Below are 24,558 nucleotides of genomic sequence, written 5' to 3'. Positions count from 1 at the left end.
ACATCCTCAAAAATAACCTTTTGAGGATGAAAATTATAATTTTTTAGTAAATATTAAGGATTTTAAAAGAAGCGGCTGTGCCAGCTCTCCTCAGCCGGTATTTCCCAGAATTCTTCAAACTCTTCGATGGTGTTTACCAGATTGTTAAATACGATGGTATTTTTATTAACAGCTCTTTCTTTTGCCATCTTTTTGAAATCTACCAGAGTTTTGTGGGTAATGAATTCACCGGTACGATAGGTTACGTTCATTTTATCCAACAGATCAACTCCAAATTTATTTTCAAGTTCCTGGATTATTCGTACTGAAGAATCGATGGAGCAACCTGAAGCAGCATGATATTCCTGATCTACTGCCAGAATAATAAAGCGGTTGTACTTAATTATATATGATGCCTGTAAAGGTGTACTATGTGCTGCCCAGTTTTCTACAAATTCTTTAACGATTTTATCGGCCTCTGCTATTTCTTCATCGGATAATTTTCGATCGGATTGATAAATCCATATTTTCGATGATTTCGGCATTTCTTCAAAGGGAACATACATACTTATAAATCTTGTGCGTTTGCAATTAGTTCTGCCACATCCAATACTTTTATTTCGCCTTGTTTGTGATTAAATTTTACTCCGTCCGTGAGCATAGTATTACAAAACGGACAACCCGCTGCAACGATATCGGGTTTTACTTCTATGACGTCATCTGTACGCTCCATATTCACTTCCCGATCGCCTTTTTCAGGTTCTTTAAACATCTGTGCACCTCCGGCTCCGCAACATAATCCGTTCTTTTTGGAACGTTTCATTTCTACCAGTTCGGCATCGAGCTTTTTGATGAGGTCTCGTGGTGCTTCATAGATGTTGTTGGCTCTACCTAAGTAGCACGGATCGTGAAAGGTAATTTTTTTACCCTTAAACTGTCCTCCTTCAATTGTCAGTCTCCCATCCTCTAAAAGCGATTTCAAAAATTCTGTATGGTGTACTACTTCATAGGTACCGCCCAATTCAGGATATTCATTTTTTATGGTATTGAAACAGTGTGGACACGCCGTCACTATTTTTTTTACTTCATACGCATCAAATACCTGAATGTTCATCATTGCCTGCATCTGAAAAAGGAATTCATTTCCGGCTCTCTTTGCAGGATCTCCGGTACACGATTCTTCTGTTCCCAATACTGCAAAAGGTACTTTTGCTCTGTTTAATATTTTTACGAATGCTTTCGTTATTTTTTTTGCTCTGTCGTCAAAACTACCCGAACATCCAACCCAAAATAATACTTCGGGCTGCTCTCCTCGAGCCATCATTTCGGCCATTGTAGGTACTACTATACTTTCTGACATTTTCCTTTATATTAAGATGATATAAATTCTTTTAGTTTTCGTCTTTCCAATTCAGACGATCCATTTGATTGTACTGCCAAGGTGCTCCATTGTTTTCCACATTGGTCATCATGGTGTTTAATTCCATCGGAGCAGCACTTTGTTCCATCACCAGATAACGGCGCATATCCATGATAATAGATAACGGACTTATACTGATCGGACATTCTTCTACACAGGCATTACAGGTTGTACATGCCCATAATTCCTCCGGAGTGATATAATCATTGAGTAACGACTTTCCGTCTTCAACAAACGTGCCTTTATTGGCATCTATATTTCTACCCACTTCTTCAAGGCGATCTCTTGTTTTCATCATTATGAGACGTGGAGACAGTTTTTTACCGGTAATGTTTGCCGGACATGAAGCGGTACATCTTCCACATTCTGTACAGGAATAGGCATTTAAAAGCTGAACCCAATTGAGATCCTGTACATCACTGGCTCCGAATTTTGAAGGTGCTTCTGCTGCATCCGGTGCCGGTGCTGCAAACGGATCAGCGTTAGGATCCATCATCAGTTTTACTTCATTGGTAACAGCTTCCAGATTATCAAATTTTCCTAATTCATCAAGATTAGCATAATAGGTATTAGGGAATGCCAGAATAATATGAAGATGTTTGGAATAATAAAGATAGTTCATGAAACACATCACTCCTATGATGTGTAACCACCAACAGGCTCTCTCTACATAAAATACAACTTCCGGATTCATTCCGTTGAAAATAAGTGAAATGTATTGAGATACCGGAAAAGATCCAACTTGTGCAAAATGGGTATAGTTTATCGTCTGAAGGTAATAATCAGCTGCATTCATCACTAAGAAGAAAACCATAAGTATGGCTTCAAAATAAATAATGGTATTCGCATCTTTTTTTGGCCATCCATCCAGCTCTTTCTGATTTAATCTTTTTAGCTTTAAGATGTTTCTGCGTATCCAGAAGATGACTACTGCAAAAATGACAAGGAAAGCCAATACTTCAAAAACACCGATCAGAACATCATACACAGGCCCCATAAAAGATAGTACCCGGTGGGTTCCAAAAATACCGTCAATAATGATTTCCAGCATTTCGATGTTGATAATCACAAAGCCTACATATACGAAAATATGAAGTACAGCAGCAATTGGTCTTTTAACCATTTTAGATTGACCCAATGCTACCATTGCCATATTTTTCCAACGTTCAGAAGAGCGGTCAGAACGATTTATATCTCTTCCCAGATTTATATTCCGGTATATCTTCCTGGCATTTTTTATAAAAAAACCGAAGCCAATACCCAATAATATCAAGAAGAGAATACTACTCAATAGTTGCATACGCATTAAAAATTAATTATTGTTTTTGTTTTGTTTTGTTTTGTTTTGCTTTTTGTTTTATTCTGTTGATTTTGGAGCTACATAGGGTCCCGGATTTTTTCCGAATACTGATAAATGAATGTAGCGTTTAGGATTTAATTTCACATCTTCTAACAATTGAGACATTTCTTTTGAGGCCTTGTTCAGATTGTTATACAATGCTTCATCTTTCAATAATTTCCCTAAATTCCCCTGTCCGTTTTCTATACCTGCAATCAATTGATCTAAATTAGTTGCCGCAGCATCAAATTTTTTCAAAATACCGTCAATATCTGCCTGTGACAAATTATTGGAAAGCTTGTTCAGGTTCTGAGACGTTTGTCCGAATTCTGATACAATTGAGTTGATTTTACCTGTATTGGTGTCTACTATACGGTCAAATTTCCCCGTAATCCCTTTGGCATTTTTCATGGTTTCATTTAAATCTGCCAGAGCAGCTTTAAGGTTTTGCTGAGACTGTGGATCCAATACATTGTTTATCGAAACGACTACTTTATTGACATTTAATAATACAGAATCTAACTTTTGCATTACAGGATCAACTTTTTCTCCCAGACCATCCAACATACCCACTTTTGCCTGAGGGATTAAAAAATCACCATCTTTTGCATATTCTTTATCAGCAAAATCGGTTTCAAGAGCAATCTGTTTTCCTCCAATAAATCCCGGAGCATAGATAACTGCTTTTGTAGATTTTGGAATTTCTACATGATTGGTCATTAATATTTCTACCAACAGTTTACCTGAGTCAAGAATAGTTATCTTACTTACTTTTCCTACTGTTAACCCATTGATGGTAACTGTAGAAGCGGTAGATAAACCTTCAACATTATCATATTCCACATAAAACTTTCTACTGGTATCAAAAATATTTTTCCCCTTAAGGAAGTTATAGCCCCATAACACCAATGCAATTGATGTTAAAACTAATATTGCTGTCTTTAATTCTTTAGATAACTTCACAATATATTTTTTTATTTAGCAAATTTAATGCTTTTTATAGTCTTATAAATATTTTTTATTTCAATGCTTCCTGGAGATTTATTTTCTTACCGTCTTTGAATGCAACGATAAAAGCCGAATCATATCCTTTTTGTTTTGCGGTTTCCAATGATTTTCTCGCCTGAGCAATATCGGAAGTTTCATTATAATAGTATTTATACAGAGTACCTTCTTTTGAAGAAGTAATGTTGCTAAGCCCTTTAAAATTAGAAGCAGAGGTTGCAATATTTTTACTGCTTGCAGCTACCTGTACCATAAAGACTACTCCTTTTTTGGTTTCTCTTACCGGTTCAGGTTCATAATTCTTTACTTCAGGAACTTCTGTTCTTTCTTCAGTATTTCTGACAGATTTTGGTGTGTCATCATCCTGGTTTCGGCTTGATTTTGGCTCCGTTGTATTTTTGATATTATTTGGTGAATGGTATTTTTTCTTGTAATCTAAAATAGCATTGGCAATTGAACGTGCCATCTCATTCTTACCCTTATCAGAATTCAGATAAGCGCCTTCTTCGGAGTTGGAAAGAAAACCTAATTCAATTAAAACACTCGGCATAAAAGCTGTATATAAAACCAGAAAACCTGCTTGTTTAACGCCTCTGTTTTTACGGTCGAGTTCATTCGTAAATTTTGATTGTACAAAACTTGCCAATTCTATACTCTGCGCAATAAACTGTTCCTGTACAAGTGTTAGTCCGATAATGGATTCCGGAGAAGAGGGATCGTATCCGGCATACGTATTTTTATAATCTTCCTCCAAAGTAATTACAGCATTCTCTTTTTTAGCAACTTCGAGGTGGGATTTGTTTTTACTGACCCCCATTACAAATGTTTCTGTTCCGGCAGCATCAGGACTGTTAGGCACTGCATTGGCATGGATGGAAATAAAAACATCTGCCTTTTCTTTATTCGCAATATTGGTTCTTCCGTTTAAAGGAATAAAAACATCGGTCTTACGGGTATATACAACATCTATAGACTTATCTTTCTCAAGAATCTCCCCTACTTTGAGAGCTACATCCAATACAATCTTTTTTTCTACGTAATTGCTTCTTGTAGCACCAAAATCCTTTCCTCCATGCCCGGGATCTAAAACGACCTTGAATTTCTGAGCATGACCAGAAGCACTACAAAACAGCACTACCCCTACTAAAACCAGTTTTATTTTCTTTATCAGCATACAATAATTTTATATTGTTTTAAATTTATTAAAAATCTTATTTTAAAAAAAAATATATGTAAGTTTGAACTCAAAATTTCATACATCAGCTTACAAAAATAGTATTTATAAAATTGCAAACAAAAGTAATATATATCGTTTTTATTTCTTTAGTAATATCTCTTATTTCTCCCAAACTTTCAGCGCAGGATATCCGCACTTCCAAAAAAAGTTTAAAATCTGAAAATAAAGCTATTACAAACTCTATCCAAACTGATTCTTTAATCAAAAACGACACTATTAAAAATAATTCTAAATCCACAAAACAAAAACAGAAACTGGAAGGAATTGTAAAACGAAAAGCTTCTGAATATGAAAAATTTGATCAGAAAAATAAGTTGCTTACACTCTATAATAATGCTGAATTTCACTATTTAGACTATGAACTTACAGCCGGAATCATTGTTTTTGACTATGGAAAGGATGAAATTTATGCCGGAAGATATAAAGATTCTTTAGGTAATTATTCGCAAAGGCCTGTTTTTAAACAAGGAGGTCAGGTGATTGAGCCTGATTCCATACGTTTCAATACCAAAACAAAAAAAGCGATTGTCTGGAATACAAGAACTACATATGATGAGTTCAAAATAAAGGCTGAAAAAACAAAAAAGGTAAACGATTCTGTTTACTATATGAAAAAAATACAGTTTACTACTGCTGATGATATCGACAATCCTGAATATTATTTTCAGACTGATAAAGCAAAATTCATTCCCGGAGAAAAAGTAATAACGGGAGCTACCAATATGGTTATTGCCGGAGTACCTACACCGTTAGGTTTGCCTTTTGCTTTCTTTCCAATGACAACCAAATCAGTATCAGGGTTTATTATTCCGAGCTTCGGTGACAACAATTTACGCGGTTACTTTCTGCAAAACGGAGGGTATTATTTTGCCCTCAGTGATAACTATGACCTTACCATACTCGGAGATTATTATACCAACGGTAGTTATCGTTTACAGGGGCAAAGTATGTATGCCAAGCGATATCGGTTTAACGGTAATGCTAGTATAAGTATCGAAAACCTGATTGAGAGCGAAATAGGTTTTCCGGATTATTATACTGCTAAAAACTACAACGTACAGTGGACACATGCACAGGATGCCAAAGCGAATCCTATGTCTCGTTTTTCTGCATCGGTCAATCTGGGAAGCAGCACGTATTTCCGACAATCAATGAACACGCAAAACGTCGGAGCTGCACTGAATAATACGCTGAGCTCTTCTGTTTCGTACTCCAGAACTTTTCAGACAGTACCCCAGATAAACATGAGTTTGTCTGCTACCCACTCGCAAAATGTGAACACCAAACAGATCAATATGTCTCTGCCTACTTTACAGGTGAATGTAGACCGTATTTATCCGTTTGCGCCAAAAAACGGTTCTAAAAAAGGAATTATCCAAAACATCAATCTGCAGTATAGTGTACGTGGAGAAAACAGAATAATGACCACAGATACACTGTTTTTCAAAAAGGAAATGTTTAATCAGATGAATACCGGTTTCCAGCACAGCATTCCTATTGCCACCAATTTCAAAGTACTGCGTTATCTTTCGGTTTCTCTATCCGGAAATTATAATGAAGTATGGTACCTGAATACCGTTAAAAAATATTATGACGAAGTACAGAATAAGGTAATTGATCAGCGGGTAAATGGTTTTGATTCTTATAGAACCTATAATGTTGCGGCAAATGTAGGAACTACAATTTACGGAACTTTTAATTTTAGCAAAGACGCCAAGATACAGGCCATCAGACACGTAATGCGACCATCTGTATCGTATACCTATACACCGAGTTTTGAACAATATTATGATACGTATGCCATTGATGCCAACGGTACTACTATGGAACAATACACACGTTTCCAAACCGGTATTTTCGGAGCTCCGGGCAAGGAGATGTCGAATATGCTGGGCTTTTCATTAGGGAATAATTTTGAAGCTAAAGTCAGAGATGATAATTCAAGTACGGGAGAACCTAAAAAGGTAATGCTCCTCAATACACTTAATTTCAACACAAGCTATAATATGACGGCAGATTCATTAAAACTGGCTCCTTTGAGAGTTGCTGCCGGAACCCAATTGCTGGACAATAAACTTCAACTAAACCTTGGTACAACACTGGACCCGTATGCCATAAACAGTGCCGGGAGAAGAATCGATGTGCTTAACATCAACAACGGCGGTAGTTTATTCAGAATGACCAGTGCAAATATTACTTTAAATTACGCATTCTCCAGTAAAGATGCTTTGTTTGGAAATTCAGGTGATACTTCTGATAACAAAAATGTACAAAACGGAGGTCGTGCTGATGATTTATTTGGTCAGGCTACTGACCTGTCTGACCGCAGAAAGAGTATGTTTAATAAAGATGGTGATGAAAAAGATGACGAAGGCTTTAAAGGATTTTATAACAGTGAAATACCATGGGATCTGAACCTCGCCTATTCTCTTACCTATTCTAATAATGCCCGAAACCCTGAAATTGTAAACAATTCTGTGATGTTTTCAGGAAATGTTACACTTTCTCCGGGATGGATGGTAGGAATATCCAGCGGATATGATTTTAAAAATAAAGGAGTTACTTACACCCAACTGCGTTTTGAACGCGATCTAAAATCATGGCGCTTTGATTTCAGCTGGGTACCGAACGGATTCTATAAACAGTGGAATTTCTTTATCGGTATCAAGTCGACCATACTACAGGATATCAAATATGAGAAACGAAATGCTCCTGACAAAATTTACAGATAATTTAAATACATAAAAATGAAAAAAATAATCAACTCAGATAAAGCACCAGCTCCAATAGGTCCCTACAATCACTCGGTAATGGCAGGAGATTTGTTGTTTATTTCAGGACAGATTCCTTTTAATCAGGCTGAAGAAAAACTGATTACAAGCGGTATTCAGGATGAAACTACTCAGGTTATGGAAAACCTGAAATTTATTATTGAGGAAGCAGGACTTACTTTTGAAAACGTAGTAAAAGCAACTATCTTTATCCGAAATATGGAAGAGTTTACGTTAATCAACGAAGTATATGCCCGTTATTTCTCACCCGCTACAGCTCCTGCAAGAGAATGTGTACAGGTAGAAAAATTACCAAGAAACGTGAATATTGAAATTTCAATGATTTGTCATAAATAAAAAAATCCCGGTTTTCCGGGATTTTTTTATTCTTATATCTGATACATTTTCTGTCTTAATTCTTTGATTTTCGGATCATCAAGATAATCATCAAAACTCATATAACGATCAATAACTCCGTTTGGCGTCAGTTCCACAATTCGGTTACCTACCGTTTGCGCAAACTCATGATCGTGCGTGGTTAGCAATACAGATCCTTTAAAGTTTTTAAGTGAATTGTTAAATGCTGTAATCGATTCAAGGTCTAAGTGGTTCGTAGGCTCATCCAGCATCAATACATTTGCTCTGAGCATCATCATACGGGAAATCATACAACGTACTTTTTCTCCTCCAGATAGTACAGATCCTTTTTTCAATGCTTCTTCACCTGAAAAAATCATTTTTCCTAAAAATCCACGTACATAAACTTCATCACGCTCTTCTTCTGTTTTTGCCCATTGACGCAACCAGTCAACAAGGGTTAAGTTTTCTTTAAAGAACTCGCTGTTATCTGCAGGAAGATAGGACTGTGTAGTAGTAATACCCCAATCAAATTTTCCGGCATCAGCCTGCAGATTTCCATTTAGGATTTCATAAAAAGCAGTCGTTGCTCTGGAGTCCTTTGAAAAAACAACAATCTTATCCCCTTTGTTCATATTCAAATCTACGTTTCGGAATAAGATTTCTCCGTCAATGGATTTTTCCAATCCCTGTATGTTTAGGATTTGATCTCCGGCTTCTCTTTCCTGATCAAAAATGATAGCAGGATATCTTCTTGAAGAAGGTTTAATTTCATTTACGTTCAACTTTTCAATCATCTTCTTACGTGATGTTGCCTGTTTCGATTTGGCAACATTGGCAGAAAAACGACGTATAAATTCCTCCAGCTCGGCTTTTTTCTCTTCTGCTTTCTTGTTTTGCTGAGCACGTTGTTTAGCCGCTAATTGAGAAGACTCATACCAGAAGGTATAGTTTCCTGAAAAGTGGTTGATTTTACCAAAATCGATATCTGAAATATGTGTACATACCGCATCCAAAAAGTGACGGTCATGCGATACTACCAATACTGTGTTTTCATAATTGGCAAGGAAGTTTTCCAACCATCCGATGGTTTCAAAATCCAAGTCGTTGGTAGGCTCATCCATAATCAGTACATCCGGATTACCAAATAGCGCCTGAGCGAGTAATACACGGACTTTGAGTTTTCCTTCCATATCTCCCATTAAGGTATAATGAAAGTCTTCTGATATTCCTAAGTTTGATAATAAAGATGCTGCATTCGAATCTGCATTCCATCCGTTCATTTCATCAAACTGAATCTGGAGTTCTCCTATTCGGTCTGCATTTTCATCAGTGTAATTCAGATACAACTCATCCATTTCTTTTTTCACTGAATGAAGTACTTCATTACCCATTAATACTGTTTCCAGAACCGTTTGCTCATCAAACATATTATGGTTCTGGTTCAGAACCGACATACGTTTTCCCGGTTCTAATATGATGTGTCCTGAAGTAGGATCAATCTCTCCAGCGATTATCTTTAAAAAAGTTGATTTTCCGGCACCATTGGCACCAATAATTCCGTAGCAGTTTCCCTGAGTAAATGTAGCATTTACTTCATCGAATAAAATACGTTTACCAAATTGAACTGATAAATTTGAAACAGTTAACATAATTCTTATTTTTTGCCTGGCAAAGGTACAAATTTTAATCCAAAAAACAGAACTGCTACTTTTAAGAATCATTGGCCTGCTTTAACTCAAAATTAACAGCATGTATGATACTTAAAAGATAAATTTGTAGTTATGAAAACTTTGCCTTTGTTTCAAACGCGTTTTGCCTTATGCATTCCTTTTTTAATTTCTCTATTCTTTTCATGTGATAAAAAAGATATTGAAGTTAATAATTTTAGTGCTTATTTCGGAGGGCATATATATCATCCGAAGTCTGACTACATTTTATTGTACAAACAGGAAAACCTCATCGATACGCTTTTTCTTGACAAACAAAATCATTTTGGTAAAAGCTTTTCGTTTCTGGCACCGGGAATGTATATTATAAAACATGCCGATGAAAGAAAATATGTTTATTTTGACAAAAACGACAGTCTTTTTGTTCGAATAAATGCTAAAGATTTTGACAATGCTTCTACATTTTACGGCAGAGGAAAAGATAAAAACAACTGTTTACTGGAATTTTTTGCTTTCAGCAATCAGGATCGGAATGATTTTTTTAAGAACTATAAAAAGTCTCTCAAACGATTTATGAAAACGGCTGATTCGCTTCACGATGCCAGAACAGCTCTTTATCTGAGAAGAAAAACAGAAATTGGGTGGGATAAGGATTTTGACCTGTATGCGAAAGCAATTGTAGATTATGATTATTATGCGCGTTTAGAAAGTTATCCGTATGCGCACCAGAAACTGACTTCTGTAAAAGTGTTGGACAGCCTCCCTGAGAATTATTATAACTTCCGTCAAAAAATAGATCTTAACAATCAAAAATTAAGAGAATTCAGACCTTTTACTTCTTATCTGGCGATTATGCTGAATTCGCTGGTGTGTAACAAGACTTACAAAAATGAATTTGAACGGAATATAGCAAAACTGAATATGGTAGACTCGCTGATTAGCAATCAGAAAGTAAAGAATAATGTTTTAAATAATATCGTTTTTAATTATTTTATTGAGGATCAGAACCACCATAACAATAATGCTTTTCTGAAACGTTTTTATGAATTATCAACGGATACTATTCAAAGAAAAGAGATTTCAACCATACAGCATGCCGTAAAAAACCTGTCACCAAACAGTATATTGCCCGATGTTCGCTTTTTAGATACGAATTTAAAGGAAGTATCTGTAAAAGATACGATTCATAATAAAACGCTCATCATTTTCTGGACAAAGAATGCATTGAGTCATTACAATGATGCACAGGATATTGTACTGGATCTTTTATCAAAAAACAAAGGTTTACAGGTTATTGCCATCAATCTGGATGAAGATGAAATATCCTGGAAAAATATATTGGCTACACAGGATGATTCCCCAATTATCAACCTGCATACCGTAGATTTTACCGAACTGCGTGAAAAATGGGCTATCATCAAACTCAACAGAGCTCTTCTGGTTAATAAAAATGCTACTATCAATAATGGTTTTGTAAACATCTTTGAAGATGACCTTGATGATATTCTAAAATAAAAGGAATGGTTGTTAAGCCATTCCTCCATTCACTCCTATATTTTGAGCATTGATCCATTTTGCTTCATCACTGGCAAGAAACAGGATTACATCTGCGATATCCTCCGGTTCTCCTATTCTGTTGAAAGGAGAAAGAGATGCCAGCCGATCCATAACTTCCTGAGATTTGCCATTGGTAAATAATTCTGTATTGGTTGGTCCTGGCGAAACGGAATTGACATTGATTCCTCTGTTCCCGATTTCTTTTGAAAAAACACGTGTCAGCTGTTCTACAGCCGCCTTAGTAGCTACATAGGTCGCATATCCGGGTAACATAATTCTGTTTACCGAAGTAGAAAAGTTGATAATGCTTCCGTTATCCGCAAGACGTGTCGCAGCTTCACGTAAGGTATTGAACACTCCTTTGACATTGATATCAAACTGTCGGTTAAAATCCTCATCTGTGGTATCTTTAACAAGTTTGGTGATCATAATCCCTGCATTATTTATCAATACATCGATTTTTCCATAATGGGCTATTGCTGCATCAAAAAGATATTTTACATCAGCAACTTTACTCACATCGGCCTGCAGCGCAATTGCCTCTCCTCCTGCTTCCCTTATCTGTAGAACAAGAGTTTCAGCCGATGCCCGGTCATTCGCATAATTTACGATTACTTTGGCTTGTGCTTTTGCAAGTTTCAGCGCAATAGCTGCTCCAATACCTCTGGAAGCCCCTGTAATCAGAATGATTTTATTATTTAATTTTTGCATAACTGTTGTATGGATTGTCTTGTATAAAAGTACAACTTTCTTTTGCGTTTTAGTGTTATTAATCCATTTTATTCCCTCAAAGCAATATATTGTTGACAAATTATATGGTATAGAACACGGTAATCCATCTTTCAATAATAAGTGCTCTGCTATCAATAAAAACACCCGAAAAAAATAGATCCGGGTGTCTTTTATAAAATTTTTGATGCTTATTCTTCCGGCTTATTTTTAAGTGCCATTAATAGAGAATACGCTCCTTTGCGCACTAATTTTTTATTTTGTAAAGATGAACTGTTCTTTATTTCAACCCATTCCTTTTCTGTAGTAGTAATTTCTACAGGTAACATTCTGTATGTATGATTTTGCAGCCTCTCAAAGATGTAGTTTTTGCCTTCAAATCCTACTATGGCTTCCTGTGGCAAAACCCATGCATTTTTATTTATCACCCCTACTTCAGCATTTACATACATCCCGGCTGAAAGATCTATTCCGCGCTGGTCTTTTATACGGGCATAAACATCGCTGCTTCCGTCTGTGTTGACCGATCTGCCAATAGAAACTATTTCGCAAAGAAACAGTTCATCAGGATTTGTATTTGAAGAGGCCTGCACCTGCTGACCGATGGCAATCTTAGCTAAATCTTTTTCAAAAACTTTGAGATTCAATAAAAAATCTCTTGGATTTATAAGCTCAAAAAGTACATCAAATGGGGCTGCATATTTACCTGTATTGACAAATACCTCTCCTACCACACCGTCAAAGGGTGCATGTAGTGAAATAGTACGGGTAATTTTATCTAATGTAAGCGTATTCGGATTGATATTTATCAGCCGGAGTTTTTCTTCCAATGCTTTTTTGGATATTTGCAGGGTTCTGTAACCGGCTGTAGCCTGTTGAAAATTTTTATCGCTGCTCGCCTTATTCTGATTTAATTCTTTCTGACGCAGGTATTCTGCTTCTGCCATTGCAAGATTGGCTTTGGCAGACAGATAATCTTCCTGTAGCTGTATGAATTGATTGTCTTCAAGAATAGCTAAAACCTGTCCTTTTTTAAAACGCTGTCCCTGTAACAGTCTGATTGATTTTACGTATCCGCCTAAAGCACTGGTTACCGAAACCAGATTTTGAGGAGGTACTTCTGTTTTCCCATAAAGTTTTAAAGTAGATGTAATGGACTGCTGTTGTATCTCAAATGTTTCAATAGCAGTAGACTTTTCCTGAGCTTCTGTAAGCACAACCGTATTACTGCTGTTCTTTTCTTTTGTTTCTATCGTTGTTGTTGGCTTTTCTGTACAAGCGATAAGCGTACAGATAAGAAACAATAAAAGCGTATTTCTCATGATTATTGTTCGATTAGTGTTAAATATTGAAGAGTAATAATACTCTGATTCAGTTCTTCTAAGGCATCTATAAAGCCACTTTGTATTTCTATAGCCTGATTATTGAGTAATACCCATTCCAGATAGTTGATTTCACCCGTTTCAAACTGCTTCAGGCTCGTCTCTGCGATGACAGTTGCTCTGGGTAACTGTATCTTTTCATACCGTTTATAAATATCAAGTTGTACACCATATTCGGCTATGGCTTTCTGATACTGGGCATCTAACTGTGCTTCCTGAAACGATTTCTGATTTTCTGCCAAGGCTATTTTTGCTTTTGCCGCATTAATATGAGCATTTACGGATTTATTAAAAAGAGGGATGGCAATACCTACTTCAAAAGAATGAAAACGGCTGTTGTTTAATTCTCTAAAAGTCTGATTGTAATATCCAAAAGATAAACCAGGCATTTTTTTAGACTTTTCCCATTTGAGTTCTGCTTCTGCAATCTGTATCTGCTGTTGAAACCATTGTGTCGTCAGATGATCAGCCGTTGAAGGGGCTATCTGTATCCATTCAGCATCCATTACAGGATTCTGAGCAGCCGGCTTATACCGTTCTTCCGTATTCAACAGTAACTGTAAATGAATTTCTGATACTTCAATCTCCTTTCTGAGCTGTTGCAATTGCTGCAGAACTTTTTCCAGCTGTAGTTCTGCAGAAGCTTTCTCCATAAGATTGGAAGCTCCTTTTTCAAACCGCAATAACGCTTTTTCTGCAAATGCAGTATATAACCGGTGGTTCTTAGTCAGCAAAATCTCTCTTTCTCTGAGTACCAGTAAGTGGTAAAAGTTTTCTGTCACGACTTTCTTTACTTCACGTTCCGTAAGCTGTTGTGAGAGTTTACTGGCATTCCAGTATTCGTACAATACTTTTTTACGGCTGGAATAAACTGTAGGAAAACTAAAAGACTGTGAAACGCCGATTTTTTGATCCGTTCCGTCATAATTTACCTGTCCGAATTCTCCTGTAATATTGATGGCTGGAAGTTCTAAATAGGTTTGCTGCTGTTTTTGGTGATAGAGCGCTATCAGATTTTTATCCTTTACTTCATAATTATTCTTCAGAGCTGTATCAATTGCTTCTTCAAGAGTAATGTTTTGGGAGTAAACAGGCATTGCTGCAAACATGAATAAAAAAAGGACTGTAGTTATTTTTGTTTTTTTGAATTTCATCATAGGTTTTTGGATTTTCTCAAAGATGATATAGAGTACCGGAAGTACAAATAGCGTTAGAAAAGTAGCCAGCAAAAGTCCACCAATCACAACAGTAGCAAGCGGTCTTTGTACCTCTGCACCAGAACCGGTACTGATCGCCATCGGCAGAAAACCAAGAGAGGCAACAAATGCAGTCATTAATACCGGTCTCAAACGTATTCTCGTTCCGAGAAGAACAATTCTTGTTGTATTGTTAATTCCGTTTTGTTTGAGTCTGTTAAATTCCGATATTAATACAATACCATTGAGTACAGCCACTCCAAACAGAGCAATAAACCCTATACCCGCACTGATACTAAACGGCATACCTCTTAAAGCAAGTAAATAGACACCTCCGATAGCAGATAATGGAATGGCGGTATAAATCAGTAAACTGTGCTTTACGGAGCGGAAAGCAAAAAACAGCAGTAAAAAGATAAGTGCCATAGAAACGGGTACAGCGATCATCAACCGGTCTTTTGCCTTATTGAGATTTTCAAATGCACCGCCATAGGTCGTATAATAGCCCGCAGGCAGCTTCATTTGCAAGTCTGCCTTTTGGCGAAGTTCTTCTACCAAACTCTGTACATCACGGTTTCTGACATTAAAACCTACAACAATTCTTCTCTTAGCATCTTCCCGTTGAATCTGATTAGGACCATTTTTAAAATCTACCGTTGCCAATTGATACAGAGGTATTTGTGTACCATCAGAAACAGGAATGAGAAGATTTCTGATATCATCAAGATTTTTTCTCTGTGTCTGGTCTAATCGTACCACCAAATCAAAACGCTTTTCTTCTTCAAATACCCTTCCCGTACTCTGCCCTGCAAATGCCATATTTACGATATGGTTTACATCGTTTATTGTAAGACGATAACGGGCAATCATCTCGCGATTGTACTCAATAACCACCTGTGGCATTCCTGTAACAGGCTCTATATAAAGATCCTCTGCACCTTTGACAGTATGGATAATTTCTCCTAATTTTTGAGCCTGATGCGCTAAAGTATCTAAGTTTTCACCGAAAATTTTTACAACCACATCCTGACGTGCTCCTGTCATCAATTCATTAAAACGCATCTGCACCGGAAACTGAAAACCTGTTGTCATCCCAGGAATAACTTTGAGTGCTGTACTCATTTTTTCCGCTAATTCCGGAAATGTTTTAGCGGATGTCCATTCTTTTTTGGGTTTTAAAACAATGATCATATCTCCAGCATCCATTGGCATTGGCTCTGTAGGTATTTCACCGCTTCCTATTTTTGTGACTACTTTTTCTACCTCCGGAAATTGTGTTTTCAGTATATGAGCTGCCTGGTCCATATAGGCAATTGTTGTGGTCAGATTGCTTCCGGACAGAATTCTCGTTTCTACCGCGAAATCTCCTTCCTCTAAAGAAGGAATAAACTCACCACCGAGATTGCCCAGGGTGATCACAGCCCCTGCGAAAAGTGTAATAACAAGGCCAATTACCAGTTTAGGATAACGCAATACTTTGATTAATGCTCTCTGGTGTTTGTTTTCAACAACAGTCATGGCTTTGTCAGACAGATTGGGTTTTTGCTTTTTCTTTTTGCTCAATACTAAAGCACTCATCATAGGAATATAAGTCAAAGAAAGTATAAAAGCTCCGATGAGAGCAAAAGCAACGGTTTGTGCCATTGGTTTAAACATTTTACCTTCGATACCTTCCAGAGTAAAAATCGGCAGATATACAATAAGAATAATGATTTGTCCGAATACAGCACTGTTGACCATTTTCGTTGCCGAAGAAGCTACCTGACCGTCCATTTCTTTTTGAGAAATGCCATTTTGTAAACCAATTTTTTTATGATGATAGAGTTGATGCATGACCGCCTCTACAATGATGACCGCTCCGTCAACAATAAGACCGAAATCCAAAGCACCCAAGCTCATCAGGTTGCCTCCTACTCCAAAAATATTCATCATAATGATGGCAAATAACATGGATAGAGGAATGACAGATGCAACCAGAAAACCCGCTCTGAAATTGCCCAAAAAAACAACAAGAATGAATACGACAATCAAGGCACCTTCCAACAAGTTTGTTTTAATGGTATCGATTGTATTGTTTACCATTTTTGTCCTGTCTAAAAAAGGCTCAATAACGACACCTTCCGGAAGGGTTTTCTGTATGACTTCGATGCGTTCTTTAACATTCTTTATTACTTCGTTGCTATTCGCTCCTTTGAGCATCATTACAATAGCTCCGGAAACTTCACCTTCATCATTATAGGTCATGGCTCCATAGCGTATTGCATGACCTATATTGATTTCAGCAACATCTTTCAGAAATACCGGAATGCCTGATGTACCGTGGGTCACTGAAATATTTTCAATATCCTCAACGTTTCCGATCAAGCCTTCACTACGGATAAAAAGTACGGTTTCCGCTTTCTCAATATAAGCTCCTCCGGTATTTTGGTTGTTGTTTTCCAAAGCAGAAAAGACATCATTAATGGTGAGGTTAAAAGATTGCAATTTATGTGGGTTTACTGCAATTTCATATTGTTTGAGTTTGCCTCCAAAACTGCTTACATCAGCAACCCCTTTAACCCCTAATAACTGCCTGCGTACTACCCAATCCTGTATGGTTCTGAGTTCCGTTTCATCATACTGATCTTCGTACCCTTTTTCTGCTCTTACTACATACTGGTATATTTCGCCCAATCCGGTAGAAATGGGCCCGAGTTCAGGAGTTCCGATACTTTGAGGAATTTCTGACTGAATTTTTTGTAAACGTTCGGCAACCTGCTGACGGGCCCAGTAAATATCGGTTTCATCATTGAATACAATAGTTACTAATGACAGCCCGAATCTGGAAAAGCTGCGGATTTCTTCAATACCACTGATATTACTGTTTGCCTGTTCGATCGGAAAAGTTACCAATCGTTCTATATCAACAGCTCCAAACGATGGAGCTACAGTAATTATCTGTACCTGATTATTGGTTATATCGGGTTGGGCATCAATAGGAAGTTTTGTGGTTTCATATACGCCCAGCAGAATAAGCGCAAAAGTAAATAGCGCAATGATGAGTTTGTTCTTTATAGAAAACTCAATGATTTTATTAAGCATAAATTTTTACTGTTAATCAAATAAATAACTGAGCCATTCCCTTAGGAAACAGCTTTAATAAACGTATCTAAATTGAATTAACAGAATTTTGGCGGCTGCCAGATAGCAGATAAATACGAAGATTGAACATTGGGCTCATAGTGAAAAAAGATTTCTCTGCCCTGAATGAGTTCATTCTTTATTACAAAGTGATAAGGATCATTAAAATAAACCACGATAGTAGCCATGTCTGACGGAGTCATAAACGGTAACTTTCTATCGGTTTCATAATCTCCGTCCGGTTCATGATGATCATAGTGCAATACTAAAAAATGCCACAAAGATAAATCATGATCTTTCTCGGTATGTTCTATAAAATGCTCTACCAAAATAGGCAACCGCAACACCTGTGAAAGCTGGGTTGTAGATACCAGATAGGAAATCAAAAAGAAAATGGTGAGCATTTTTTTCATCACAGCAAATGTACTAATAATCTGCAGAAGAACAAAAATCGAGGGTTAGGCCGAATGGTTTTCTATAAACCTAAGTGATAAAAATATTTATGCCGAACACATAAATAATCAGGTCAATTCAGCACATTCATATCCTAACGCTGTAATACACTCAACAATAATTTGCGGATGTACAACAGTCCCGTCGATTCGAAGTATATTGTCGCAATCTTCGAGATCAAAATTAATTTTATAGTCGGGAAAGCGTTTCAATAACTGTGACATAACAAAATATGCTTCTTTAATATTTTGAATGTTCGTTTTAAAAACCTCAATCATACTTTTAATTTAGTTCGTGAATAATAGATGGAAAGAAATGAAAGATGAAAATTTTGTTATAAAAATCGGTCAGTTGCTTTGCAGCTGTAAATTCGAAGATTTCTTCATCATTAATATCATTTTGTTCTTTTACAAAAACAAACCAGAGTTCTTCAATACCTGATTCTTTTTTAAAATCTTCGAGTGCAGCGGATTCATACAAAAAGGAATGAGCTTCTGCTTTGCTTATTTCTTTATAATCAAAAAATACAATTCCTTTTCTGACTCCCAGATCAGACACAATATTGATCTTATGATTCAGACAGTCGATAATCGTAAGTGAAGGCTTATAGCATTCTATAAAATGACGTAGATCTACTACCTGAATTATTTTTTCTTCATGCTCGTTTTCCGGCAGACAAAATGTGTCAATTTCATCTGCCCATTTTTGAAATTCCTCTAAATACATATCTGCTATTTTTATACAAATGAAGAACAATGAGGCAATGGTTCTTTTTTTATTATACGAAACGGTATATATTTTATACGAAAGTTTATTTTTACATACTTGGTATAAAAAAAAGCACATCTTGTATAATTTATAGATACTTATCTTCTCTAACGTTTACTTTTGTAAAGAATAAATAAAATAAAATGGATTGTAATGCACATGATATAAAGAACAGACAGGTGGTCAATTTGCTGATTGAAGACCGTTACCGTATCTTCAGGCACCTGATCATGCTTATCGGTTTTATGATCATTCTTTTTAATACTAAAGGACGGGAGGAATATGCAGGCATGTATGAGTTTTACAGTTTGCTCATTACGTATGTTCTGTTTGTCTTTATGTTCTATATCAATATGTATGTATTGGTACCTGCTTTTTTCTTTAGAGCCAAGTATATCCAATATATAGTATTACTCATGATCATGGTTGGAGCCGGAATTTATTTTGTTTCAGAGATTATGATTGTGTATTTTGAACCGCACCGTATCATTGAAAAACATATAGAAATCAGCCAGACCCGTGTGATTATTTCAGCTACTATTTTTCTTACACCTTTTATTATGGTTACCACAACCTTAAAACTGATTCAACGCTGGGTAAAAGATAATGAACGCCTTAATGAGTTAAAAAACCTTACCCTGAGTATGGAATTAAATGAACTGAAAAACCAGATCAATCCTCATTTTCTTTTCAATATGCTCAATAGTGTTAATGTACTTACAAAGGCAAATCCTGATAAAGCCTCTTTGGTAATCTTAAAATTATCGGAGTTTTTAAGGTACCAGCTTTATGAAAATAATGAAGAAAAAACAGCATTGATTTCTGAGATAAATTTTTTATCAAATTTTCTTAATCTTGAAAAAATAAGAAGAGATAATTTCATCTTTACCATCAATACTCAAACCGCATCAGAAGATTATAAAAAGGTATTTATACCGCCTAATTTATTCACTAATTTTATTGAGAATGCCGTGAAACACAGTGTAGATATCAGTGATCAGGTTGCTTTTATAAAAATAGATCTGGAAATTAAAGATAAAATACTGTATTTTGTATGTACCAATTCTAAAAGTGCTGAAGACATTACATCCAATGATAAAAACAGCGGTCTCGGATTAGTCAACGTAAGAAGAAGACTCGATTTATTATATGGTGAAGCATACAATCTAACCCTGACAGAAAAGAAAAACAGCTATACCGTAAACTTAAATTTTCCGATATGAATTGTATTATAGTAGATGATGAGCCACTCGCAAGAGAAGGAATGCGTTCCCTTATAAAGGAAGTGTCTGATCTGAAAATTACAGGAGAATTTTCGAATGCGGTAACAGCTGCAGAATTTTTAAAAACCCATCAGGTAGATCTGATTTTTTTAGACATTCAGATGCCGAAAGTAACGGGACTGGAGTTTGCAGAACAGCTGCCGAAAGACACATTGATCATTTTTACTACCGCTTATTCACAATATGCATTGAAAAGTTATGAACTTGATGCTATTGGCTATTTATTAAAACCGATTGACAAGCATCGGCTTGAAAAAGCAATCGCTAAAGCTGTTGCCTATAAAGGATTACTTTCCAAAGATTCCCCAAAAAACACATTTGAAGGAAGTACAGAAGATTTTTTATTTATTAAATCAGAACGACGCTATTACAAAGTATATTTTAAAGAAATCCTGTTTATTGAAGGCCTTAAAGATTATGTGGTGATTTATACGCAGACACAAAAACTGATCACCGCTATGAATCTTAAAACTGCCCACCAAAAGATTGCTTCAGAGGTATTTATTCGCGTGAGCAAATCGTATGTGGTTAATATAGATTTTATTGAATCCTTTGACAATCATACCCTGTATGTTGGAGAACATGAAATTCCGTTGGGAGAAGTATATAAGAAAGATTTTTTTAAGAAGTATTCAGGAGGTTTTATGACGCCTGAAGAATCATAATCCATACATAATAGAAAAAAGGTTTATCGGAATTTTAAAAAGCGGACTTTTAAAAGTCCGCTTTTTATGGAAAATACTACTGCACGTTTTTTATAAGCATTTTAAAAAGTTAATGCAATGATCCTTTACGAAACTCTTCTGGTGTCTTACCCGTATGTTTTTTAAAAAAAGTTATAAAATAGGAAACATGTTCAAATCCTAATTTTCCGGCTATTTCACTTATGGCGTCATTTGTATAATGCAGCATACGCTGTGCTTCAATAATTACCTGCTTACGGATAAGATCACCTGCTGTCTGCCCCGTAATTTTTTTACATATTTTATTCAGATAGTTCGTACTGATAAAAAGCATTTTTGCATACTCTGAAGGTAATTTATGCATATTGAAATATTTTTCTGTCAATTTCTGAAAATGCAATACCTTTTCATGTGCAGGCGTGTGAAATCCTCTTACTTTTGAAGGCTTATGTAAACGGTCGAGCTCTATCAATATAATATTGAGATAAGATCGAATCGCTTTTTCAGATTGTTTTTTCTGTAATTCAAATTCATTCCATATCAGATACAATAGGGTGTTCCAGTAAGCCATTTGTTTCCCATCCAGAAAAACATTTTTTTGTACCGAAGTCTCTAAAAATGAAAAATGATACAATACATTATTATTGTAACGCAAGGAAAAAAAATCTTCTGTAAAACAGATGAGTTTTCCCACCGCTCCTTTGTGGAGCTTTATACTATTGATGCAATGTGGCTTAATAATGATGATTTGGGCATGATCCGCAATGAAATTGGTTCCGTCAATGTTTACGGTTCCCTCCGCTTTTTCTATAAAAAGTAAGCTATAAAAAAGATTTTCATGATGCTGTTCCAGCACAGGATACCGCTCGGTTATGGCCGCTATACTCCCTAACCAAAAGTGGTTGGCTTTATCATCAAATAAGTCTATATTGCAAACAGGTACAGTGACAGTTTGCATTTTTTATTTGTTTTTGTTTTAATAAATTGTTTTAACGATAGTCCTGTTAAACAATTTCAGGAGGTTGAAAAACGCCTGATAAAACATATAAAATCAGTGCTTCAGACTGATATACCGGATAACTCTTTTCAGGAAAAGGAATAAAAGAATGATACGGAGCCTCGTAAATAAATGTAAGATGAAATAACGGTTGTATTTCCGGTGTTTTTATAGTTGGAATCTGTCCTTCTTTGTCCTGATCTTTTTTTAGCTCCGCAGACAGGTAACATTTCCCATTACATACCGGAATTGCATCAAATCTGTTGATACAGATGTTTTTAGCAATATATTCCTGATTGATATAAAATGAAGTGATGATCCAAAAACTGGAAGTACTTTGGTAGAGAAAAGAGAGCAGAAAAAGAAAAACAAATGCTTTTTTCATCAAACGGATTTTTCTTCAAGTAAAATTACAATATCTTTTATCAATCTATCGACATCTTTTGAATTTGTACCGTCATATACACCACGGATGTGTCTGTTTTTATCTACGAGAATAAATCCGGCACTGTGTGCATAGCCTCCGGGAGCAGACACATCTGCATAAGCCTGAGTAAAATATCCCTTCTCTGCTATTTGCAAAATTTCCTGTTGTGTACCGCGTAAAAAATGCCATTTATTACCGTCAACATCCAAGTTTTGTGCATAGCTTTTCAAAACCGGTATCTGATCGTTTTCAGGATCTACCGTATGAGAGACAAATACAACAGAAGCATTATCTTTAAAGACATCATATACTCTTTTCATTTCGTGATTCATCACAGGACAAATTGTGGGACAACTCAAAAAAATAAAATCAGCGATATAAATTTTATCTTCAAACGTTTTATTCGTAATCACAATACTATCCTGATTTCTGAATTTAAAATCGGGAATGGTAAAGTATTTTTTTATCTGCATTTTCCCGTTTACAACTCCTTCAGTATGATTCCCTAAATATGGGAGTTGATCTGTCTTATTCTGACATGAAAACAGTATGAATACTCCAAAAAGAATCAAAATTCTCCGCATCTGATTTTATAAAATATAAGATTACAAAAATACCGGATTTTTTTAGAAATATGCTTTTTAAAACAATAAGAAAGCAGTTTTAAAAGTAGAAAATTAACAATATTTATTTTATAGATAAACTATACATATAATAAACAAATCATTTATTTCATATATTAAAATAATATAAATTAACTTAAAATAATATTAAAATAGTACATTTTTATTTTTTTTATTCAGATTTAACTTCCTACTTTTACTGAACAATCAACAAAAAAGTTGATACTAAAGGTGGCGAATGATTCCCTTATTTTAATGTTGTGATTCATTTTGATGCGTTAACAAACAAACCAATGCAGATTGGAGATGGGGTTCAATAAATAGTAATAAGTAAGTAAAGTATTCTATGAAATCTGATACCGCTTATTTGATGCATAATAGTTTATTCGTTTATATCGTAAATATTTCTATATGAAAAAATCTCTACTTCGCCAGCCTTTTCCTTATTTCTTTGTTTTATTGATGGGTTTTGGAATGCATGCACAGGTCCCGGATAGTACTCAGGGTGAAATATTGGAAAGCTATCCAAAATTTCAGTTTAAGGGACTCTTTCAGGGACGCTATACTGCCAGTCTTAAAGAGCATGTAGATGTTGAGGGTGTTCATCATACAGATGAAACGGCTACTAATAACAGCTTTTCTTTAAAATATATGCGTGTACAGGTAAAAGGTCAGATCAGCAGAAGAGTTGAAGTAGTCGCACTTGCCAATTTTGCCGATTTTAAAAACGATCCCAAAACCCGCGTTTTGGAAAATGCGTATCTCAGATATTCCTTTAATCAAAAAGTAGCCATTACAGTAGGACAATTTCGTCCCTGGTTTGGTATTGAAGAAACCTATCCTGTAGATATTATTAAATCTCTTGAATGGTCTAATCAATATACTGAATTTGGAAAAAATGGATGGACAAGCTTTCAGATCGGTGCATCTGTTGGAGGTACTCTGCCTCTTGGAAAAGTTCCCATGCAATATGCTGTTTCTGTAGTAAACGGAAACGGAAAAAATCAGGTATCCGATAAGGACAATGGCAAACAATTTCTGACAAGACTTGTATTTGATGTATCAAAGAAATATGGGTTGAATATCGGAATCAACGGAGGTGCCGGTAAGGTTTTTAAAAAAGGCGTATATGCTTTGGGAGTTGATCTAGCCACAGATATTGAATTGGCTCCAAAATGGAATCTGGATATTCAGATAGAAGCCAAACAGGCAGTAAATCATAACCTGTATTTTGGAATCGAAGAAACAGACCGTTTGCCAGATATTAATGAATATCAAATGCGCGGAGTATATTTTTTACCTAATATGCGATATGAAATCGATTATAAAAACCTCAAAGCAATTGAATTTTCCTGCAGATATGAATATCTCGATACAGATTTCAGACAAAATTCCAATCCGAGACAATCCCTGATTCCTATGATCAGTTTGGAATTTTTAAAAAACTATGGTGCCAGAATACAGATGGGAATGCAGATAGACTATTACAAACATCAGATCGAAAATACAAACAAATATAATGGTAACCTGTTTATTTTACAGGTTCAGAGCCGACTATAAAC

Annotated in this window: 21 protein-coding genes; 6 read left to right on the top strand and 15 right to left on the bottom strand. The window is 35.8% G+C overall.

Annotated elements, in window-relative coordinates; genetic code table 11:
- Positions 1–62 precede the first annotated feature (62 nt).
- Genes QW060_RS05730 through QW060_RS05710 form a run of 5 tightly spaced genes read right to left on the bottom strand, consistent with a single transcriptional unit; the run spans position 63 to position 4,917 of the window.
- Positions 63–545 (bottom strand): ABC transporter ATPase, encoded by a 483-nt coding sequence (locus QW060_RS05730; protein WP_290362692.1) that lies wholly within the window; start codon positions 543–545, stop codon positions 63–65.
- 2 nt (positions 546–547) lie between these two features.
- A complete protein-coding gene (locus QW060_RS05725; RefSeq protein ID WP_290362691.1) occupies positions 548–1,339 on the bottom strand; it encodes a (Fe-S)-binding protein in 792 nt (263 codons plus the stop codon).
- Between the two features lie 31 nt (positions 1,340–1,370).
- A complete protein-coding gene (locus tag QW060_RS05720) occupies positions 1,371–2,699 on the bottom strand; it encodes a (Fe-S)-binding protein (protein WP_290364701.1) in 1,329 nt (442 codons plus the stop codon).
- Between the two features lie 57 nt (positions 2,700–2,756).
- A complete protein-coding gene (locus QW060_RS05715) occupies positions 2,757–3,701 on the bottom strand; it encodes an MlaD family protein (RefSeq protein WP_290362690.1) in 945 nt (314 codons plus the stop codon).
- Positions 3,702–3,756: 55 nt separating this feature from the next.
- A complete protein-coding gene (locus QW060_RS05710) occupies positions 3,757–4,917 on the bottom strand; it encodes an N-acetylmuramoyl-L-alanine amidase family protein (protein WP_290362689.1) in 1,161 nt (386 codons plus the stop codon).
- A gap of 113 nt (positions 4,918–5,030) precedes the next feature.
- Here QW060_RS05710 and QW060_RS05705 point away from each other — a divergent pair, with 113 nt between their 5' ends.
- Both QW060_RS05705 and QW060_RS05700 read left to right on the top strand, forming a co-directional pair.
- On the top strand, positions 5,031–7,712 hold the full coding sequence (locus tag QW060_RS05705; protein ID WP_290362688.1) for a putative LPS assembly protein LptD: 2,682 nt from the start codon (positions 5,031–5,033) through the stop codon (positions 7,710–7,712).
- Positions 7,713–7,727: 15 nt separating this feature from the next.
- Positions 7,728–8,108 (top strand): Rid family detoxifying hydrolase, encoded by a 381-nt coding sequence (locus tag QW060_RS05700; protein ID WP_290362687.1) that lies wholly within the window; start codon positions 7,728–7,730, stop codon positions 8,106–8,108.
- A 32-nt stretch (positions 8,109–8,140) separates the two neighbouring features.
- Here the strand turns inward: QW060_RS05700 and QW060_RS05695 are convergent, their stop codons facing one another.
- Positions 8,141–9,760 carry an ABC-F family ATP-binding cassette domain-containing protein gene (locus QW060_RS05695; protein ID WP_290362686.1) on the bottom strand — a complete coding sequence of 540 codons (1,620 nt, stop codon included), beginning with the start codon at positions 9,758–9,760 and terminating at the stop codon, positions 8,141–8,143.
- A gap of 132 nt (positions 9,761–9,892) precedes the next feature.
- Between QW060_RS05695 and QW060_RS05690 the strand changes: the two genes are divergently transcribed.
- Positions 9,893–11,293: a hypothetical protein gene (locus QW060_RS05690; protein WP_290362685.1), complete on the top strand. Its 1,401-nt coding sequence runs from the start codon at positions 9,893–9,895 to the stop codon at positions 11,291–11,293.
- Between the two features lie 12 nt (positions 11,294–11,305).
- On the opposite strand, the gene QW060_RS05685 is transcribed toward QW060_RS05690, so the two are convergent.
- The 6 genes from QW060_RS05685 to QW060_RS05660 all read right to left on the bottom strand — a co-directional run bounded on the left by QW060_RS05685 (position 11,306) and on the right by QW060_RS05660 (position 19,061).
- A complete protein-coding gene (locus QW060_RS05685; protein ID WP_317623165.1) occupies positions 11,306–12,211 on the bottom strand; it encodes an SDR family oxidoreductase in 906 nt (301 codons plus the stop codon).
- 44 nt (positions 12,212–12,255) lie between these two features.
- The gene (locus tag QW060_RS05680) at positions 12,256–13,386 is read right to left on the bottom strand and encodes an efflux RND transporter periplasmic adaptor subunit (protein WP_290362684.1); all 1,131 of its coding nucleotides are present in this window, start codon (positions 13,384–13,386) and stop codon (positions 12,256–12,258) included.
- Positions 13,387–13,388: 2 nt separating this feature from the next.
- Complete coding sequence (locus QW060_RS05675; protein WP_290362683.1) at positions 13,389–17,723, bottom strand: CusA/CzcA family heavy metal efflux RND transporter; 4,335 nt, start codon at positions 17,721–17,723, stop codon at positions 13,389–13,391.
- 77 nt (positions 17,724–17,800) lie between these two features.
- Entirely contained in the window at positions 17,801–18,175 is a 375-nt protein-coding gene (locus QW060_RS05670) for a hypothetical protein (protein WP_290362682.1), read from the bottom strand.
- Between the two features lie 108 nt (positions 18,176–18,283).
- Positions 18,284–18,493, bottom strand: coding sequence for a hypothetical protein (locus tag QW060_RS05665; RefSeq protein WP_290362681.1), 210 nt, complete (start codon positions 18,491–18,493; stop codon positions 18,284–18,286).
- 4 nt (positions 18,494–18,497) lie between these two features.
- Positions 18,498–19,061, bottom strand: coding sequence for a hypothetical protein (locus QW060_RS05660; RefSeq protein WP_290362680.1), 564 nt, complete (start codon positions 19,059–19,061; stop codon positions 18,498–18,500).
- Between the two features lie 65 nt (positions 19,062–19,126).
- Here QW060_RS05660 and QW060_RS05655 point away from each other — a divergent pair, with 65 nt between their 5' ends.
- Together QW060_RS05655 and QW060_RS05650 are read left to right on the top strand one after the other, a co-directional pair.
- Positions 19,127–20,206 carry a sensor histidine kinase gene (locus tag QW060_RS05655; RefSeq protein WP_290362679.1) on the top strand — a complete coding sequence of 360 codons (1,080 nt, stop codon included), beginning with the start codon at positions 19,127–19,129 and terminating at the stop codon, positions 20,204–20,206.
- Entirely contained in the window at positions 20,203–20,931 is a 729-nt protein-coding gene (locus tag QW060_RS05650) for a LytR/AlgR family response regulator transcription factor (protein ID WP_290362678.1), read from the top strand. The genes QW060_RS05655 and QW060_RS05650 overlap by 4 nt, the downstream gene beginning before the upstream one ends.
- 109 nt (positions 20,932–21,040) lie before the next feature.
- On the opposite strand, the gene QW060_RS05645 is transcribed toward QW060_RS05650, so the two are convergent.
- Genes QW060_RS05645 through QW060_RS05635 form a run of 3 tightly spaced genes read right to left on the bottom strand, consistent with a single transcriptional unit; the run spans position 21,041 to position 22,957 of the window.
- The gene (locus QW060_RS05645; protein WP_290362677.1) at positions 21,041–21,907 is read right to left on the bottom strand and encodes a helix-turn-helix domain-containing protein; all 867 of its coding nucleotides are present in this window, start codon (positions 21,905–21,907) and stop codon (positions 21,041–21,043) included.
- 46 nt (positions 21,908–21,953) lie between these two features.
- A complete protein-coding gene (locus QW060_RS05640) occupies positions 21,954–22,331 on the bottom strand; it encodes a hypothetical protein (protein ID WP_290362676.1) in 378 nt (125 codons plus the stop codon).
- Complete coding sequence (locus QW060_RS05635) at positions 22,331–22,957, bottom strand: SCO family protein (protein WP_290362675.1); 627 nt, start codon at positions 22,955–22,957, stop codon at positions 22,331–22,333. Before QW060_RS05635 ends, QW060_RS05640 begins: the two co-directional genes overlap by 1 nt.
- A 450-nt stretch (positions 22,958–23,407) precedes the next feature.
- Between QW060_RS05635 and QW060_RS05630 the strand changes: the two genes are divergently transcribed.
- Positions 23,408–24,556: a porin gene (locus QW060_RS05630; protein ID WP_317623164.1), complete on the top strand. Its 1,149-nt coding sequence runs from the start codon at positions 23,408–23,410 to the stop codon at positions 24,554–24,556.
- Positions 24,557–24,558 lie beyond the last annotated feature (2 nt).

Source organism: Paenimyroides ceti (genome assembly GCF_030409925.1).
This window is presented reverse-complemented; position numbering and strand designations above follow the sequence as displayed.

Bases quoted from the DNA above. Each gene is read 5' to 3' on its own strand.
- QW060_RS05670 (WP_290362682.1), bottom strand. From the start codon at position 18,175: ATGAAAAAAATGCTCACCATTTTCTTTTTGATTTCCTATCTGGTATCT.
- QW060_RS05695 (WP_290362686.1), bottom strand. From the start codon at position 9,760: ATGTTAACTGTTTCAAATTTATCAGTTCAATTTGGTAAACGTATTTTA.
- QW060_RS05690 (WP_290362685.1), top strand. From the start codon at position 9,893: ATGAAAACTTTGCCTTTGTTTCAAACGCGTTTTGCCTTATGCATTCCT.
- QW060_RS05635 (WP_290362675.1), bottom strand. From the start codon at position 22,957: ATGCGGAGAATTTTGATTCTTTTTGGAGTATTCATACTGTTTTCATGT.
- QW060_RS05700 (WP_290362687.1), top strand. From the start codon at position 7,728: ATGAAAAAAATAATCAACTCAGATAAAGCACCAGCTCCAATAGGTCCC.
- QW060_RS05630 (WP_317623164.1), top strand. From the start codon at position 23,408: ATGAAAAAATCTCTACTTCGCCAGCCTTTTCCTTATTTCTTTGTTTTA.
- QW060_RS05640 (WP_290362676.1), bottom strand. From the start codon at position 22,331: ATGAAAAAAGCATTTGTTTTTCTTTTTCTGCTCTCTTTTCTCTACCAA.
- QW060_RS05730 (WP_290362692.1), bottom strand. From the start codon at position 545: ATGTATGTTCCCTTTGAAGAAATGCCGAAATCATCGAAAATATGGATT.
- QW060_RS05710 (WP_290362689.1), bottom strand. From the start codon at position 4,917: ATGCTGATAAAGAAAATAAAACTGGTTTTAGTAGGGGTAGTGCTGTTT.
- QW060_RS05720 (WP_290364701.1), bottom strand. From the start codon at position 2,699: ATGCAACTATTGAGTAGTATTCTCTTCTTGATATTATTGGGTATTGGC.
- QW060_RS05655 (WP_290362679.1), top strand. From the start codon at position 19,127: ATGGATTGTAATGCACATGATATAAAGAACAGACAGGTGGTCAATTTG.
- QW060_RS05660 (WP_290362680.1), bottom strand. From the start codon at position 19,061: ATGTGCTTTTTTTTATACCAAGTATGTAAAAATAAACTTTCGTATAAA.
- QW060_RS05645 (WP_290362677.1), bottom strand. From the start codon at position 21,907: ATGCAAACTGTCACTGTACCTGTTTGCAATATAGACTTATTTGATGAT.
- QW060_RS05665 (WP_290362681.1), bottom strand. From the start codon at position 18,493: ATGATTGAGGTTTTTAAAACGAACATTCAAAATATTAAAGAAGCATAT.
- QW060_RS05650 (WP_290362678.1), top strand. From the start codon at position 20,203: ATGAATTGTATTATAGTAGATGATGAGCCACTCGCAAGAGAAGGAATG.
- QW060_RS05725 (WP_290362691.1), bottom strand. From the start codon at position 1,339: ATGTCAGAAAGTATAGTAGTACCTACAATGGCCGAAATGATGGCTCGA.
- QW060_RS05675 (WP_290362683.1), bottom strand. From the start codon at position 17,723: ATGCTTAATAAAATCATTGAGTTTTCTATAAAGAACAAACTCATCATT.
- QW060_RS05680 (WP_290362684.1), bottom strand. From the start codon at position 13,386: ATGAGAAATACGCTTTTATTGTTTCTTATCTGTACGCTTATCGCTTGT.